Source organism: Leeuwenhoekiella sp. NPDC079379 (genome assembly GCF_044542075.1).
Taxonomy (GTDB): Bacteria; Bacteroidota; Bacteroidia; order Flavobacteriales; family Flavobacteriaceae; genus Leeuwenhoekiella.
The window spans coordinates 166,475-183,302 of sequence record NZ_JBITTU010000006.1 but is presented as its reverse complement, the minus strand read 5'-3'; the positions used below and the strand labels follow the sequence as shown (position 1 = coordinate 183,302).

Here is a 16,828-nt window from a genome sequence, read left to right as displayed (position 1 = left end):
AAAAGACCGGCTAATAGGCCGGTCTTTTCTATTAATAACACTAGAATAATTTTATCGAGGATCTAAAATTAAATCGATACGCTCTTTTAAATCTTGTAAGTGATAACGACTTAACGTATCTCCAGAACGTGTTGCTGCAGTACTAACAAGACGTTTTAATGTATTTAATTCTGCACGTGAAACAGCTCTTATATCTGATTGACTAACTTTTACATCCGTGGCATTTCGGCCGGTTTGATCTTTAGTTAATAAATATTCTAAACGCTCTACATAAGCACGCTGTAAGTTACGACGATATGTATCTATTTTCTTACCGTTAGTAAGTTCACTAAAGATGCCAGTACGTAAGTCTGTCATCAATTGCGTTAGCATATATGCATCTTTACCATTAAGCGCTTCATTTTCAATCATACGTCCCATACGACCAAAATCAAGTACATTATCTAATGTACGTACCTGAGTAGCTCGTATACGCTCAATGTTTCCGTCGTGTTCGATACGATTTAGAATTTCAGCATCTATCATCCACTCTGGAGTAGTAAATAATTGATCTTGTAAAAACTGTACACTTTCTTTTTGACGCTCTTTAGGTACAGGCATATATACTACACCATCTTGATCATAGGTTTTGTAATACTCATAAACGCCACCTATGTTATTAGAAACGTGACCCATATAACGATTGTATTGTGCTAAAACCTGCCCGTATAATGTGCCTAGATCTTCATAGGTTTTACCATCTTCAGCTGTCCATTCAATAAGGTTAGGAATGATCCGTTTAAGGTTTGCAATACCATAATTACTTGCTTTTACTGCATCATCACCTAGATCTTCAGTTTGTGAACTAGGATCAACTACTTCACGTTGTTGTGAACCAAAGCGGTACATAGGATCACCCGCGTGCTCTAAAATCCACTGATCAAGAATTGGCTTTTCTGCTTTTTCCTTTTTGTCTAAAATAGGTCTGTAACCCCAGTTAATTGCATACTTGTCATAAATACCTATATTAGGCATCATAGAAACACCCTCATCACCCGGTTGTGCTATATAATTAAATCGTGCATAATCCATAATAGAAGGTGCAGTACTATATTTTTCAGTAAAACTTTTAAACCTTAATGAGTCTACAGGATATGCTACACTGCTTCCCATATTATGAGGTAAACCTAAGGTATGTCCTACTTCGTGAGAAGATACAAAACGTATTAAACGTCCCATTATCTCATCTTTGAATGCTACGCCACGTGCATCAGGATTAATTGCTGCTGTTTGTACAAAATACCAGTTACGCAATAAAGTCATTACGTTATGATACCAGTTAATATCTGATTCTAAAATCTCACCACTACGCGGGTCACTAACGTGAGGACCGTTCGCATTAGGAATTGGAGAAGCTAAATAGCGTACTACAGAAAATCGAATATCTTCTGGAGACCATTCTGGATCTTCTTCTACACTAGGTGCCTCTTTAGCGATTATAGCATTTTTGAAACCTGCAGCTTCAAAAGCTACTTGCCAGTCTTCTATACCTTGTTTTATATAAGGAACCCATTGTTTTGGAGTTGCACGGTCTACATAATAAACAATTTGTTTTTTTGGTTCTACCAGTTCTCCAGCATTAAACTTGGCAACATCTTCTGGCTTTACTTCTAATCTCCAACGATCTAAATAACGTACAGTTTTGCTCTCTTGTGCATCAAGGCCATAATCTACCTGGCCTCTGGCAAACCAGCCTACGCGCTCATCAAAATAACGTCTTTCCATAGGTACTTTAGGTAAAAGAACCATACTGTTATTCATCTCAACGGTAATAGAACCTAAGCTACCATTACTAGGAGCATTTTTTGCATTGTAGGTCTTTACGTGTCTTGCTTCAATATTAAGTGGATAACTTTTAAGACTTTCGATATAACTTCGGTCTTTATCTACATTAGAAACTTTGTACTCTTCTCTGTAATAACCCGGCATCCCTAATGCCTGTACATCTGTATTATACAGATCATTTACCTGTATTACTGTTTTAGTTGAATCTTTACTTACGGCTTTAATATCAAAAGAAAAAAGAACCGGTTCAAAATTTGAGTTAGTTACAGCTTCATGAATTGGTAATGAATCTGCAGCAAAAATCTGATGAGAAACTACACGCACCAGTACTTTCTTATCTTTTTTCTCCCAACGTAAAACTTCAGTATTTGCCTTACCCCCACCAAAACCTATACCTGAAGCGGTTTTAGCGATACGGCTAACCATAAGCATCTCGCGGTTAAAGAGACTGTCTGCAATCTCGTAGAAGTAATCGTCGTCTACTTTATGAACTGTAAACAGACCTGCATCTGAAATAGCATCTTTTGTAATGACTTTGTCATATGGTTTGAGGCCTCCCTTTGGTTTCTCAGACTTTTCTGAAGCTGCGGCCGCAGCTCCCTTTTTTGTCTGTTTGGTACTTGCGCACGAAACTACCGTCATCATTGCAAACGTAAATGCCGCAATTGGGTAAAGTTTTATCTTCATAGTTAAATTTTTAGTTGCGACAATTTAATACTACTCAAATAAAAACGCTGTTAAGAACTTCTTAACAGCGTTTGTTAAATTTTAATAAAATATCAAAAATATAGTAACTGCAAGTAGTTAGCCGACCAATTAATTATCTAATTCTCTAACTTTTTTTATATTCTTTATAGATTTTATAAAGAAATAGTATCAGTTTACATTAAAATCAAGGCTATAAAATGCATACTTTGGTAAAACAAAACTGTTGGTATGTTATTTTACCTTAATTATTTTTTTCTTTTTCTGATTTTAATTCTTGTATTTTTTCAAGGACTTTGGGTTTTAATTTAGCATCTATATATTCGTTGAAATTTTTATTACCCTTAATAAGCGGATTTTTATCACCAGGAGCATTTGATCTCAAAGTTTCCATGTCTTTTACAAGTCCTATGGTAAATGGGTGATTTGATAAGTTTACATCTGCTTCAGCATTATTGGCTGCATCCTGAAACATTTTAAGAGAACTCAGGTAATTCTCATTAGCCGCTAAGGTTTTAGGTAAACCTGTGCCTCCCCATAATGCAACTGTATACTTCTCTCCCTGCTCTTCTACCGGAAATAGTAACGACAGTCCGCCGGGTGCATGACCTGGAGTAAGATAAACGGTTATCGATTTATCACCTAAACTAATGTTCTCACCATTTTTAACTTCAGTATATTTTTTAGGAACTTCAAGTTCACTAGATAAATTTCCAAAAGGATCAGTTAATACTTCAGCATCGTTACTATGCAAACCTTCCCAGGCTGTTTTGCTCATTAGGACTTCAGAACCGTAGTTTTTTTCAAAGAAGCGTGCTCCTCCATAATGGTCTGAATGCTCATGGGTTATTAGAATCTTTTTCACCTGTGCAGGATCAAAACCCAACTCCTTAATACCCGGAACAATCACAGTTTCTGCATCATTTTGATTCCACATGCTGTCTATTAAAATAAGGCCATCTGCTGTATTTATTAAAAACACACCTACACCCACATAACCTATATAATAAACATTATCAAAAAGTTGTGTTGGCTTAATAATCTCTGTACTAAAAAGATCGCTATTTCGCATTTCCTTCGGAACTTTCTCTAGTCGCTCCTGAGCTTTTTCAGTACGTGTGTCTGAGGCACTTTGTTCAAGGTTTGAATTTTCCGTGTTTTCCTTATTTTTTGTGCTATTCTGGCAACTACTAAAAGTGATTATTAGCAGGATTGCTGTAGATTTTAAAAATGTAGATTTCATTGGTTGTAGGTTAGGGTTATATATTATTCACTAGCTGAATTTAAACGTTCATAATCTTCTTGATCTAGATTCAAATGTAATGCTTCATCAAAAGCCTGCAAATGTTCTTTTTTTGTTGCGCTAGCTATAGGCGAAGTAATCCCAGGTTGTGCCATTGTCCAGGCAAGCGTTATTGCAGCTTCAGATACTTTGTGTTTTTGAGCAGTTACCTTTAATGCATTTAAAACCGCCTCTCCTTTGTCATTAAAATATTTTTTTAAAAAAGGTTCGCGGTCTTTTCCGGTAGCGGCACCTTTAGAATCATATTTACCGGTAAGAAAACCGCTTGCCAGTGTAAAATAACTAGTAACACTCAGATTATTTTCAATACAAAAACGTTGATATTCCCCCTCAAAACCCGCGCGTTCCATAAGATTATATTCGGGCTGAATTACTTCATATCTCGGTAAACTATCTTCTTTAGATAGCTCTATAGCCTCCCTTAAAATTGCTAACGGAAAATTAGAAGCTCCTATTTGACGCACTTTACCTGCGTTAATTAAATTCTTATATACAGATAAGGTCTCCCGTTGTGGCGTACTGTCATCATATTTATGACTAAAATAAACATCTACATATTCGGTTTGTAAACGCTTTAAACTCAATTCAATTTGCTCATTTATATAAGAAGCAGAAAGATCTGGTGCACCAGAGCCCATAGGGCTACCCACTTTAGTTGCAAGAATTATTTTATCGCGATTTTTAAGTGCTTGCATCCACTCTCCTATTATAGTTTCACTCTCACCTCCAGAATTCCCTTCTGCCCAATACGAGTAAACATTAGCAGAGTCTATAAAGTTGAACCCTTTGTCTAATAGTGCATCTAATAAGTAGAATGAAGTTTTTTTATCTGCCGTCCACCCAAAAACGTTACCACCAAAAGTGATAGGTGGAATTTTTATATCTGTTTTTCCTAATTGTATATATTCCATCTTTAATATTTTAATATTTTAATTAATCATTAAAGGCTTTGTTTAAGACCTTCTTATCGAGATTAAAATTACAAAGGCAACTATTTAGAATACTATAACAGAGGTTTAAAGTATTGTTAATCTGAAGCAATTAAGCGTTGACTAAAAAGAAAAAACTAATTTAGCAACAGAACAAACTAAGCAATACAATGAAAAATTTATTAAGAGCATTAATTGCCGGATATGGCGCTAAAAAAATAGGTGGTGGCCGTTGTGGATGTATAGGTACAATTGTTGTCTTTGCAATCTTATACTGGTTACTAGGTTTTGTTTTTAATGTAATCTAATGGTTACACTTAGAAAATAGAAACTACTAATTAGGGTTATCTCTAAAATAACTTAAAAAATTGAGGGCTTTATCTATATTTAGATAAAGCCCTTTTGCATTTAGCACCTATTACTTGATCTTTTACAGACTGATTGCGAAGAATTTAATACACTAAAAGTTCATCAAAGAATTATTTCCTGTTATCTAATTTTTAAGAATTCTGAATCAATTATAAGATTAGATTTACCTCCTAAAACTATTGAGCTGCCGGCTCGATAAATAGGTATTAAAAACTAACATTTTCTTATTTTGATGCTTCTTGAAATAGCTTTACCGCTTACCAATCCTGTGTTAAAATTCCTTTTAATATTGGTAATCATTCTATTTGCTCCTATAATTCTCAATAAGATTAAAATCCCACATTTATTAGGATTAATTATTGCCGGAGCCATTGTTGGTCCTAAAGGAATTAACCTTATAGAGCGTGATAGTGGTATTATACTTTCGGGCACCGCCGGGCTTTTATATATTATGTTTTTAGCAGGATTAGAAATAGACCTGGTAGATTTTAAAAAAAACAGTAAAAAAAGTATTGTATTTGGCGTTTACACCTTTTGTATTCCTATGCTCTTAGGAACACTTGCCGGTCTTTATATTTTAAAGCTCTCAATGCCAACATCTGTTTTACTGGCTAGTATGTTTGCTTCTCATACCTTAATCGCTTACCCGTTAGTAAGTAAAATGGGGATTGCTAAGAACATTGCGGTAAATATTACAGTAGGTGGTACTTTAATTACAGATACTTTGGCTTTACTCGTCTTAGCTGTTATTGTAGGTATGACCACAGGTGAAGTAACAACTGAATTCTGGATTAGACTTTTTTTATATATCACCCTATTCGGTTTAACTGTAATGTTATTATTTCCTATTATAGGCCGCTGGTTTTTTAAACGATTTGATGATAGCGTTTCTCAATATATTTTTGTTTTAGTTATGGTATTTCTGGGAGCTGTGTTAGCAGAGCTAGCGGGTGTTGAAGCTATTATAGGGGCATTCTTATCGGGTTTAGCACTCAACCGCTTAATACCGCACACCTCCCCTTTGATGAATCGTATAGAATTTGTGGGTAATGCTATATTTATTCCTTTCTTTCTTATAGGTGTAGGAATGCTAATAGATTACCGCGTATTCTTTAATGATTTAGAAACTATTAAAGTGGCATTAGTCATGATTATTGTTGCGACTTCAGCTAAATTTCTGGCTGCCTGGTTTACTCAAAAAACATTTCAATTTTCTGCAGATCAACGCCGTTTAATCTTTGGTTTAAGTAATGCTCAGGCTGCCGCTACACTTGCTGCAGTATTAGTAGGTTATAATATCATTACCGGTGAAACGCCTGCTGGAGACCCCATACGCTTACTAAATGAAAACATTTTAAACGGGACCATTTTAATGATTTTATTTACCTGTACTATCGCTTCATTTATAGCGCAGCGAGGTGCTAAGAATATCGCCCTTTCTGAAAGTTTAAATGCGGAATCTGATATTCTTGAAAATAGTGAAAGAGTTTTAATACCTATTAGTAATATTGACACTATAGACGAACTCATTAATTTAGGAATTACCGTCAAATCGAAAACCAATAAAGACAATTTATACGCCTTAAGCATTGTTGATAACAGCACTATAGATAATATAGGCGACAAGCAGGCTCAAAAAATTTTAAATAAAGCAACTATTACTGCCTCTGCGACAGATAACAAAATTCAAGAAATCTTACGCTATGACTCCAGTATTGTTAATGGAATTAACAGTGTCGTTAAGGAACAAAAAATAACCGATTTAATTTTAGGACTTCATATTAGCAAAGGTATTTCTGATTCTTTTTTAGGCAACTTAACTGAAGGTATTCTTACCAGGTGTAATATTACTACGCTTATATATAAACCAGCTCAGCCGCTAAATACTATTAAAAGACATCTGATTATAGTACCAGAAAATTCAGAAAAAGATTTAGGATTCCCCTCCTGGATTAATAAAGTCTGGAATATTGCTAGAAACACAGGAGCTCAGCTGGTCTTTTACGCAAATAATGAGACGCTTCACTTCATAGAACAACTACAATCTAAGCAATCACTTTCTTGTACATCTGAAGAATTTAGCGATTGGGAAGACCTATTAATTCTCGCAAAAAACTTTCGTAAAGATGATAATCTAATACTTATTTTAAGCCGAATTGATAGACCGTCCTATAATAAGACTATGTCTAAAATACCATTTTACCTCAATAAATACTTTAAAGAAACAAGCTATATGCTTATTTATCCTATGCAAGCAGGTGCGCTTATCAGTTCTAAAATAGACTTTAAAAACCCAACAGTAAATGCACCGTTAGAAAGACTAGATCAGCTAGGTAAAATCATAGGTAGACTTTTTAGGAAGAAAACAAAATAAGCGCAGCTTATATTGATTACAAATTTAATTATCAATTGTAAACAAGTTTAAGATCCAGGCAGATACAAAATGTCATATATATAGTGTCTGCACGACTAATAGAGTAATTTGTTATATTTTCAAGCATTTACAAGTAGCATAGTCTAAAATGAATCTCAAAGAATCTTCCTCAAAATACAGTCAGAAAAACTTTAATGATTTTGGTCTGGGAGAAAAAGCCACTGCTGGCAATTACCGGGTTTTAAATAAAAATGGCTCTTTTAATATCAAGAAAGATAACGTAGGGGTGTTAGAACGCATAAATTTCTTTCATGTTCTGGTTTCTATGTCCTGGCTGCAGTTTATACTAATAATTCTAGGTACTTATTTTTGTATAAATCTGCTATTTGCTTCGTTGTATATGCTGGTAGGTATTGAGTACCTTACAGGAATTTATGGCTCCACCTTTTTGGAACAATTTACGGAAGCTTTTTTCTTCAGCGCTCAAACCATTACCACGCTAGGTTACGGGCAGGTCGCACCTATAGGAATTTTAACAAATATTCTCGCTGCAACTGAGTCTATGATGGGCTTACTAGGATTTGCTCTGGCAACCGGTATGGTTTATGGAAGATTTTCAAAACCTGCCGCAAAATTAAAATACAGCAAATTTGCAGTCATTGCTCCCTATCAGGATATAAATGGCTTTATGTTTAGAGTGGTTAATCCTCATGGAAACCAACTTCTTGAGTTAGAAGCTTCAGTCTCACTCTCTATACTTCGTGAAAATTCTGAACTGCGCAGTTTTTTTCCACTAGATTTAGAACGTGCCAAAGTTGCTTTTTTACCTGCCACCTGGACGCTGGTTCATCCTATAACCAGTGAGAGTCCGTTTCACCAGATAAAACCCGAAGCTCTTTTTAAAAGAGATGCTGAAATTATAATTGTCATCAAAGCATTTGATGAAAGCTTCTCACAATCTGTTTATTCCCGCTCTTCCTATAAATTCAACGAAATTAAATGGGGTGAAAAATTTACCTATCTCATTTCTCAAAAAGATGGAAAAGTATCTGTAGACGTTAGTGGTATTGATAATACTGAACCTGCCCAATTAAACGGAAATATTTAATATTCTACAAGTATTGAAGCTAAGTGCTACGGAATTATACATTTTAAGGAAAAAGAAAGAAAAAACTAAATTCAAATCCCTTATTTTGAATCTCAATTCTAGTACTACTATTTTTTAGCGTTTTTACATATATTATGAGACAGTCTTTATTTGAATTTATTAAAAATCTGAATCACTTCTTACAGCGTAAATTCAAACAATATGACAACAAACTACCGTATTTTATTACTGTTATTCTGGCCTTATTAATTGTGGTATTTTGTATAAATACTTTCATAGAACTTACAGAAACACTCAAAACTGAAGTACTTGCTACCTACGATACCCAAATTACAGATTATGTAATTTCTTATAGAACACCGCTTCTAACCCGGTATTTTGTATTTGTAACTAATGTGGGTGATTTGTATGGTTATCTAACAGTGGTAGGACTTACAGCTATAATCTCTTATTTCTTCTTTAAACGCTGGAAGTATGTTTTACAAACTACCGCTGTTTTAATATTAGCTTCTATATCTAATGTGATTTTAAAGCGATTCATAGACCGTGCACGCCCGGGAATAGAGCATTTAGTTTCGGTAGAGACATTAAGTTATCCTAGTGGTCATGCAATGAGTGCTATGGCCTTTTATGGTTTTCTTATTTACCTTGTATTTCGCTTCCGGTTTAATAAATTTCTAAAAACCGGTTTAATTTTGCTTTTAGCAGTTCTAATTTTAAGTATAGGAATAAGTCGTATTTATTTAGGCGTTCACTTTCCTTCAGACATTGCGGGAGGTTACATTGCAGGCTTTATCTGGGTTGTGTTTTGTATTCTAATTTTTAATATTATTGAACTTTTTAGAAGAGACCCTAAAACATAGATCTTAAAATCTGTTAGTTTTAAAAAGGATACCCAATTGCAAAGTTCAAAATGGGGTTTGCAAAATCGTATGTCCATCGTTTACCTTCTTCTAAACTAGGGTCGTGAAAAGGTGCTGCAAGATCTAATCGTATTACAAAACTTTGTATATCTACACGCATTCCAAAACCACCGCCAATTCCTAATTGATTAATAAAATCACTACCAAAGGTATCGCCTTCTAAAGCTAAATTGTCTGTAGTATTCCAGATGTTTCCAGCATCAACAAATAACGCACCCTGAAGAATATTTATAAGCGGAAAACGATATTCTAGATTTGCCTCCAAGCGTACATTACCGGTTTGATCGTAGTAATTAGAAGCCGTGTTATCATCGGCCACAAAAGTCCCTGGCCCTAGTGATCGGGTTCTAAATGCACGTACACTATAAGGTCCTCCTGCAAAATATTGCTTTGTGTAGGGTACTACTTCAGAATTTCCGTAAGGGACACCTATTCCTGCAAAAAGACGAGTTGCAAGCGTTTGGTTTTTTGCAAAGTTAAAATGATATCTAAAATCTGCATCTATACGTGCAAACTGCGCATATTCTAACCCCAAAATACTTTGAGGTCTGTCACCACCTGCAAATAAACTCAAGCTATTACCAGCGGTTTCAAAATTTGCATTTAAAAAAATTTGATGCGTGGCACCGGTATCTACCATCCCGTTATAGGTAAAAGAATAGGTTAAACCTGATATAAATTGCTGATTAAAACTGGTTTGTAAAAAGGGGTTTGCCTCTAATATCGCATCAAATTCCGGAGTGGTATTAGCTAGTGAAACATAATTAATTGCTATAGGATTTATCTCGTGTGTAATGTATTTATTGGCTTGCCATACATAACCAAAATTTGCCTCTACAGAACCTAGTGTAAATAATTGAGATCTGTTTAAGTAAGCTACACCCAATTTAACACGGGTTTTAGGTATGTCGTATTTAAAATAATCTTTAGAAAATTTATACGGAAACAACATACGCGGAAATATGAGTTCACCACTTACACCTAATTGAACGCTGGTAGACCCCGCAGTATCTCCTGACCCACCACCGGCTTGAAACTCATAACTTCCGTCAAGTGAAATATTAAGTGTTTCTCCTCCCTGAAAAAGATTACGGTTAGCAAAGGTAAGCCCCAATCCCGGACCCGAAAATCCATTTGATTTTGTTACCGCTTTCACTTCTGCACGTACCGCTCTTTTATTCAATGGCGATAAGAAAACATTAGCTTCTAAAAGTCCTAAACTATCTCCAGAAGCTTCTGTATCAAGTTCGTTGTATCTAATATTTACAAACTTATAAGCACCTATAGATCCTAAGCGTCTACTTGTAGCTTTTGACTGCTCAGGACTATATAGATTACCTTCATCCAGTAAAATAAAAGGATCCAGACGTTTTGGCTTGAAATAAACCTTTTCCTGAAGAAAGTTTTTATTGGCAAACTTAACCGTATCAACACCCGTACTATCTAACTCAACAGTATAATTAGGGTACACATTAACACGCGCTATTTTATACGGAATAATTGATTTTTCGGGAACGTCTTTTTTCAACCTCAGATACAGATCAAATTTCTTGTTTTTATATTGATTAGTATCTGATTCAAATATTAAGAATCCTGAATTGAAATTATAAAACCCCTCACCTTTAAGCTGAAGATCTATACGCTCACGCTCTGCCTTCATAGCACTTAGATCAAAACGCATCCCCTGCTTAAAAACAGACTTATCAATTTGATTTTCTATATGTTTATATACCAGTAAACTATCTGAGTCGAGCTGATATTTTTGTAATCTGTAAGGTTTAGAAAGACGTAATTTGTAAATCGCTTCAGCTTCTTTACTAGTGGTATCCTCCACTATTTCTGAGGCTACCGTACTGTAAAAAAAACCCTTGTTTTCAAGACGGTTAAGCAAGATTTGCTCCATCTCATATTCTCTAATATCTGATGCATAAACCGGTTCCTGACCAAATTTTTTATTGAGAAATTTATTTATAAACCCTGGCTTCTCTCGCGTCCCTTTATAATGAAAATACAAACCCGGATACGCACCTAGTAAAGATGAAATGGGCTTAGGCCGTAAGGCAGCTTTCAAATCAAGTTCTATCAAATCTATATCATCTACAATAGAGTCTGGTGTAAGCTCTAAAGTTTCTTTTGTATATAAATATTCCCCTTCCGGTATAAATCGATCTACAGAACAGCTATAGCTTATTAAGCTAATTACAACCAGTATGGTTGTAAATCTGAGATTTCCTATATATTTTATAGATTTATTCATTAATGTCTTCTTCTTCAGTTTTAGCCGGAAACATAGATTGCCACAGCTCTGTAAACTTGTTAAACTCTCTTGTAAATAGAAGCGAAATCCCATTTACAATAATTTGACCATCAATAATATTTTCATATTGACTGCGTCTATACCCTCTCATTCTATATCTGCCATCTTCCGTCAGCAAATACTCAATACTTACATTACCTACAACCGGGGCTGTACCATTTTCAGAATTGCCACTTCCTTGTAAATCTACCGCACTACCTACGCTCACTACAACTCGATCATCAAACAACTTTTTCTGTGCTGCTATATCTAGGGTAGTACGATCTGTAGGGGCGCTACCCTGGTAATCTGTATAACTGTCTAAACCAAAATTTAGATCAAATCCTGTATTACCCAGTAGTTTATCTGAAAAAACATTTAATTGATCTGAAATCGCATCATTCAAGTTATCTCTGGCAATCGTAGCTGTACCACCACCGCTCCCATCACTACTTGACGAAGGGAAAAAGCGGTTAAGGACAAGTAGTGAAAATATTTGTTTATTGAGCTCATTTTCCTGTTGATTTAATTGTTGTACCTGACTATAAACCTGCCCACCCACAGCGCCTCTGCTAGCTTCAGGGATATCAAGATTAAAACTTATTAATGGCTTCATAAGTTCACCGTCAATATTGATATACACTAAAAACGGAACTTCTTGTCTAAACTGAGACTGTGTGCTAATATCTGTACCACTGGTTGATGATGCCATTAAACCACTTGCAGAAGTTTCTACCTCATACGAAGCTTTGATATTTAAATCTGCATCAAAAGGATCGCCAGACCAGGTTATACGACTCTCTGGAGCAAGATTAAATCTACGTTTAACTAAATTGTATAAACTCATCTCATAATGCCCGTCATTAACATTATATCTACCACTCAGCGTCATCCTCCCATTAGGGTACATATTGTATTTAAAATCACCTGTACCGGTTACTTGAAAGTTATCACCGGTTTGCTCATCTATAATTAATTTGAACAACGCACCTTTAGCTATGCTTAAATCTGCGTCTATAGCAAATCCTGAAACGGTATAGGATTGCTCCTCAGAGTTTGTAAGTATGGCATCTGGATTTTCTTTATTTACAAATATGACAACACCATCTTTAGATTCTATTTGTACTTCTGAAGGTGGTAAAACATAGGTGACATCTGTAGCAGAATTTACGGTAAGACTTAAATCTACGTCAGGTAAATCAAGATCTCCTGTAACGGTTGCATCTGCGTCAAAAACGACAGTGCCATACACTAAATCAAAATCTTCTTTTGTTGAATTGAGTGCTTTAAAATTTTTGGCTTTCAGCTTAAGGTCAAATGTGGGATTTATAAAACTTTCTGTGCCTACGTTACCAGAAACGGTAATCGCGTTTGAACTCGCGTCTTGTATTTTGAATCCGTCAAAATAAATTCCTTTATTGTCTAAACGTACACTCTCATTAGCAAGTAAAAATGGTGCATTAAGCTTGGTTATTTCAAAATTAGCCTTATTAAAGTTTAAAGTTCCTTCATATTTAGGCGTTAAGGTATTTCCACTTACTTTAATGTTTCCGTTTACAGTACCGCTGGCATTTGTGATTTCGCCTTGCGAAAAATTTTCAAGCGCTTTTACATCAATACGCTTAATATCAATATTTAAATCTATTTGTGCTGCTTCAGGATTATCTATATAATCTCCTGTAAGATCAAGATCTGCAACTCCTTCTTTTAAGCTTAAATTAAAGTCATAGCCACCACTACCCTTAGATTTTCCGCTTACATCAAGAACACCCATATTTGTTTGCAATACTTCAAAATTTGTAATATTCAAATCAGCAAGCATCCCGGGTGATGTGAAAGGATCTTCTACAACAAAATCTCCGTTTAAGACTCCTTTTATTAATGCTTCATCAGGATTTAGCAAATTTAAAATACTGGAGAGCTTAAAATTCTGAAAGTTAACACCCAGATGTTCTTTAGTAATTCCTGGTAGATTATTACTCACTTCTACTATCTGATTCTGATAAGACAATTTAAAATCTTCAAATACAGTATTTAGTTCTTTAAAGGCAATACTGTTATTAGGATTTACCATCCACTTATTTCTATTTAAAATAAGGTCTTTGTCGTCTATATGTACTTTAATACTGTTCTCCTCCTGAGTAATTACAGAAAGTATGTGCATTAATTTTTCACCTTTATCTAAAGAGAGAAAATCTAAATACATCATATTATTAGTTACCCGCCCGCCTATTCTCGTATCTTTAATATTTACAGGACCAGCAATTAGCTCTTTAAGACCAAAGCCAAAATCCATATTATCTTTATTAGAAATAAGCTTAAATGCCAGGCTGTCTATCGTATAACCACTATAGTTTATATAGGGTAAATTTACATCTGCTGTAAGTGCACGTTTGTATTCATCAAAGTCAACCTCGATATTTACAGTGTCAAGTTCTCTTAAGTTAGGTACAAAAACTTCGCTTAAAATAGGAGCTTGCACAACAGATCCCCGTATCTTCATAAGTACAGGTTTTACAATTGTATCTAGCTGTGGATCTTTTGTTAAATAGGTTTGCACGTGGCGTTGCAATGCAGCAATAAAGTCTTGCGGACTCGCATTAGATTCTAAATCTAATTGCAGAATGCGATTGCGTATATCTAGCGAAGTTGTATCTGGCTTTACAAAAGCATCAATTTTTAAATCTCCTAATTGATATGCCTGATCATCATATACTGCTACACCTCTGGTAATGTCTGTACTTACCTCGTAATCTTCTGGTGTACCTTTAAAATAACCGTTAAGATTAAAAGCTGCTTTTATATTCTGTTTTACGAGACCTAAAGCTCGTAAATCTGCGCCAATAAGATCAAGGTTTGCAGTTGCTGAAGAAGCTACAGAGTCTAAAACTACATCTGCATTTAACTTCATGTTTAAATTATCATCCTTGTAAGCTGAGACAAGATTGCCTTTCCCGTTGTTAAAAGTACCATCAAGGGCTAAATCTTTAAAGGTATATTCATTAAAATCAAGACGCTTAACTGTTGCATTTACTTCTGCATCAAGATCATTTATAGTTGTACCTGAACCCTTAGCAGAAAGATTTAAATCGAGAACACCCAGCATTTCATTTTGAAGTAATTTTCCTAAGCGAATTTCACTAGCGGTTACAATACCCTCAAAATTTATTCGATCTCCAAAAGCCGCATTCCCATTAAGAACTACAGTACCATCTGTAGTTTCTAAGGTTGTTTTTGTTAATGCGCGTGTGGTTGAGCCCTTTAAAGAACCAGACATTCTTACCAATTCTGGAAATTGTACACCTAAATCTTTTTCATTTAAAAATCTACTTAAGTCTGTACGTGTACTTTGAATACGATATGTTGGGAAATTATAAGAAAGGTTATCAGGATTAGTAGCATTGTATACCGTGCCTTGCAAACTTAGATAGGTACTTTTACCCCAGTTAAATCGTGTAGGTTTTATAACTAAATCATCTAATTTTCCTTCAACGGCTATGCTACCTGTCAACAATCGCTGATTCAATTTAAGCAAGTATTCATTGTTTTTTAACTCTGGCTGAAATCTAAATACACTACCTAAATCTGCTATAACCTGCGGTACATTTAAATTCATTTTAGCATCACCGGGGTTTTCTATAAAAGTGGCTAGGCTAGAATAAGACAACTTAGCATTTCCTTCTAAGTAATTATTATTTAAACTGAATATCAATCTATTAACATCAATAGATTCATCGGTTACTTTAAGTTTTAAATTCAGCTGTTTCAACTCTAATCCAGAAACTTCTGCAAATGATGCACTCGCTAATTCTGCATCAAATTGCTTGTCTTCAAAAGAAATATTCTTAAGATTTATATTAAGATTATCAAGTAAAATTGCGTTTGGGTTAAATGATCCTTTAGAAGTTTTGGCATCATCAAGCGTATATTCTATTGTATTATCAATAAGAGATATATCTCCTATATTTATTAAAAAAGTAGGCCAGGTAAATGCAGATGAAGATTGGTTAGTTGCAACCAAATCTTCATTCTCAACTGTTTGCACTGCTACTTTAATTTGAGAATTATTAAGAAACACGCGATCAATATCTGCTTTACTTGTCTTTAAATCAACTAAAGGAATTTCTGTTTCAAAATCTCCAATTCTTGCAAAAGCACTTATCCCGTCTGGTATTGACTGATAATTAACCGTAACCTGCTTCATTTTAAAGTTTTTCACTTTTAAGTACGGCATAGGAGCTGCAGTAGTATCTTGAGATGGTACTATTGGTTTTGTTTGTTTGTAATATACTTTTGTATTTGCCAGATAAACATCACCTATTTCAAAGCGCATTGCCTCAAGGTCTGTTTTTTTCATATTTAGCTCCAATTCAGATAAATTGAGCTTTGCATCCATTCCTGCAACATCATCTTTGAAGCGCAGGTCAAAGTCTTTAAACGTAAAATCACCCAGATTTAATTGAAGGGCGGTTGTGTCTTGAGGTGTATTAGTAACTGCTGTGGTGTCTGAGCTAACAAAAGCATCAATAAGAAATTGATAGTTAAATCCGGATATAGAATCTTTTCTAATAATATTTGCTTTTACACCTTCCCAATCAACATCATCTATACTAATAGCTCCACCGGTAATTATTGACCATAAGGGCACGGCAGCTTCAAGATGTTTACTATAGACAAGGGTATCTCCTTTTTTATCTTCAAGGTACAGACCGTCTAGTGCAATATCGCCGTCAAAGGTTATAAACAGTTTACTTATTTGAACCTCAGTCTCCGTCTTTCCTTCAATATAATTTACGGCTTTATCAACAATAATCCCCTGTCCCCAGGGACTACGAACAAATAATATTAAAAGTAAAAGTAGAAGCAGTATAACACCCACTACTTTACCTATAATTTTAAATACTTTGATGAACTTTTGCTTAGGAGTTTTCTTCATAGTTATTAGTTCAAAACTGTAACATTTAGCTCACATTTTGAAGTTGTTAAAAGTACTATAA

At 34.8% G+C, this 16,828-nt stretch carries 9 protein-coding genes; 4 read left to right on the top strand and 5 right to left on the bottom strand.

Annotation, left to right across the window (positions count from 1 at the left end):
* Nucleotides 1-51 precede the first annotated feature (51 nt).
* The 3 genes from ACIGAM_RS12625 to ACIGAM_RS12615 form a co-directional block, all read right to left on the bottom strand.
* Nucleotides 52-2,511: a zinc-dependent metalloprotease gene (locus tag ACIGAM_RS12625; RefSeq protein ID WP_396511800.1), complete on the bottom strand. Its 2,460-nt coding sequence runs from the start codon at nucleotides 2,509-2,511 to the stop codon at nucleotides 52-54.
* Between the two features lie 262 nt (nucleotides 2,512-2,773).
* Complete coding sequence (locus ACIGAM_RS12620; protein ID WP_396511799.1) at nucleotides 2,774-3,772, bottom strand: MBL fold metallo-hydrolase; 999 nt, start codon at nucleotides 3,770-3,772, stop codon at nucleotides 2,774-2,776.
* Between the two features lie 23 nt (nucleotides 3,773-3,795).
* Nucleotides 3,796-4,743: an aldo/keto reductase gene (locus tag ACIGAM_RS12615; RefSeq protein ID WP_396511798.1), complete on the bottom strand. Its 948-nt coding sequence runs from the start codon at nucleotides 4,741-4,743 to the stop codon at nucleotides 3,796-3,798.
* A gap of 188 nt (nucleotides 4,744-4,931) precedes the next feature.
* Here ACIGAM_RS12615 and ACIGAM_RS12610 point away from each other — a divergent pair, with 188 nt between their 5' ends.
* The 4 genes from ACIGAM_RS12610 (at nucleotide 4,932) to ACIGAM_RS12595 (ending at nucleotide 9,475) form a co-directional block, all read left to right on the top strand.
* Complete coding sequence (locus tag ACIGAM_RS12610) at nucleotides 4,932-5,069, top strand: hypothetical protein (protein ID WP_164916301.1); 138 nt, start codon at nucleotides 4,932-4,934, stop codon at nucleotides 5,067-5,069.
* A 293-nt stretch (nucleotides 5,070-5,362) separates the two neighbouring features.
* Complete coding sequence (locus ACIGAM_RS12605) at nucleotides 5,363-7,504, top strand: cation:proton antiporter (RefSeq protein ID WP_396511797.1); 2,142 nt, start codon at nucleotides 5,363-5,365, stop codon at nucleotides 7,502-7,504.
* 148 nt (nucleotides 7,505-7,652) lie between these two features.
* Complete coding sequence (locus tag ACIGAM_RS12600) at nucleotides 7,653-8,612, top strand: ion channel (protein WP_396511796.1); 960 nt, start codon at nucleotides 7,653-7,655, stop codon at nucleotides 8,610-8,612.
* 134 nt (nucleotides 8,613-8,746) lie between these two features.
* Nucleotides 8,747-9,475: a phosphatase PAP2 family protein gene (locus ACIGAM_RS12595; protein WP_396511795.1), complete on the top strand. Its 729-nt coding sequence runs from the start codon at nucleotides 8,747-8,749 to the stop codon at nucleotides 9,473-9,475.
* 19 nt (nucleotides 9,476-9,494) lie between these two features.
* Here the strand turns inward: ACIGAM_RS12595 and ACIGAM_RS12590 are convergent, their stop codons facing one another.
* Together ACIGAM_RS12590 and ACIGAM_RS12585 are read right to left on the bottom strand one after the other, a co-directional pair.
* Complete coding sequence (locus ACIGAM_RS12590; protein ID WP_396511794.1) at nucleotides 9,495-11,792, bottom strand: BamA/TamA family outer membrane protein; 2,298 nt, start codon at nucleotides 11,790-11,792, stop codon at nucleotides 9,495-9,497.
* Nucleotides 11,785-16,767: a translocation/assembly module TamB domain-containing protein gene (locus ACIGAM_RS12585; RefSeq protein WP_396511793.1), complete on the bottom strand. Its 4,983-nt coding sequence runs from the start codon at nucleotides 16,765-16,767 to the stop codon at nucleotides 11,785-11,787. Before ACIGAM_RS12585 ends, ACIGAM_RS12590 begins: the two co-directional genes overlap by 8 nt.
* Nucleotides 16,768-16,828 lie beyond the last annotated feature (61 nt).

Bases quoted from the DNA above. Each gene is read 5' to 3' on its own strand.
- ACIGAM_RS12625 (WP_396511800.1), bottom strand. From the start codon at position 2,511: ATGAAGATAAAACTTTACCCAATTGCGGCATTTACGTTTGCAATGATG.
- ACIGAM_RS12620 (WP_396511799.1), bottom strand. From the start codon at position 3,772: ATGAAATCTACATTTTTAAAATCTACAGCAATCCTGCTAATAATCACT.
- ACIGAM_RS12615 (WP_396511798.1), bottom strand. From the start codon at position 4,743: ATGGAATATATACAATTAGGAAAAACAGATATAAAAATTCCACCTATC.
- ACIGAM_RS12610 (WP_164916301.1), top strand. From the start codon at position 4,932: ATGAAAAATTTATTAAGAGCATTAATTGCCGGATATGGCGCTAAAAAA.
- ACIGAM_RS12605 (WP_396511797.1), top strand. From the start codon at position 5,363: ATGCTTCTTGAAATAGCTTTACCGCTTACCAATCCTGTGTTAAAATTC.
- ACIGAM_RS12600 (WP_396511796.1), top strand. From the start codon at position 7,653: ATGAATCTCAAAGAATCTTCCTCAAAATACAGTCAGAAAAACTTTAAT.
- ACIGAM_RS12595 (WP_396511795.1), top strand. From the start codon at position 8,747: ATGAGACAGTCTTTATTTGAATTTATTAAAAATCTGAATCACTTCTTA.
- ACIGAM_RS12590 (WP_396511794.1), bottom strand. From the start codon at position 11,792: ATGAATAAATCTATAAAATATATAGGAAATCTCAGATTTACAACCATA.
- ACIGAM_RS12585 (WP_396511793.1), bottom strand. From the start codon at position 16,767: ATGAAGAAAACTCCTAAGCAAAAGTTCATCAAAGTATTTAAAATTATA.